This window comes from Pseudomonas sp. EA_5y_Pfl2_R50 (genome assembly GCF_963970475.1).
Lineage (GTDB): Bacteria > Pseudomonadota > Gammaproteobacteria > Pseudomonadales > Pseudomonadaceae > Aquipseudomonas.
Genome location: NZ_CAXAPT010000245.1, coordinates 1 through 255 on the forward strand (window position 1 = coordinate 1; position 255 = coordinate 255).

Below are 255 nucleotides of genomic sequence, written 5' to 3' on the forward strand. Positions count from 1 at the left end.
TCGTGTGGGAACTTATGGAGCAGCTGATGTCGTCGATTAAGGAGGTGATCCAGCCGCAGGTTCCCCTACGGCTACCTTGTTACGACTTCACCCCAGTCATGAATCACACCGTGGTAACCGTCCCCCCGAAGGTTAGACTAGCTACTTCTGGTGCAACCCACTCCCATGGTGTGACGGGCGGTGTGTACAAGGCCCGGGAACGTATTCACCGCGACATTCTGATTCGCGATTACTAGCGATTCCGACTTCACGCAG

At 55.3% G+C, this 255-nt stretch carries 1 rRNA gene; it reads right to left on the minus strand.

The annotated features are described in order from the left end of the window. Nucleotides 1-37: 37 nt before the first annotated feature. Nucleotides 38-255, minus strand: a 16S ribosomal RNA gene (locus tag AACY19_RS27655); the annotation flags it as partial.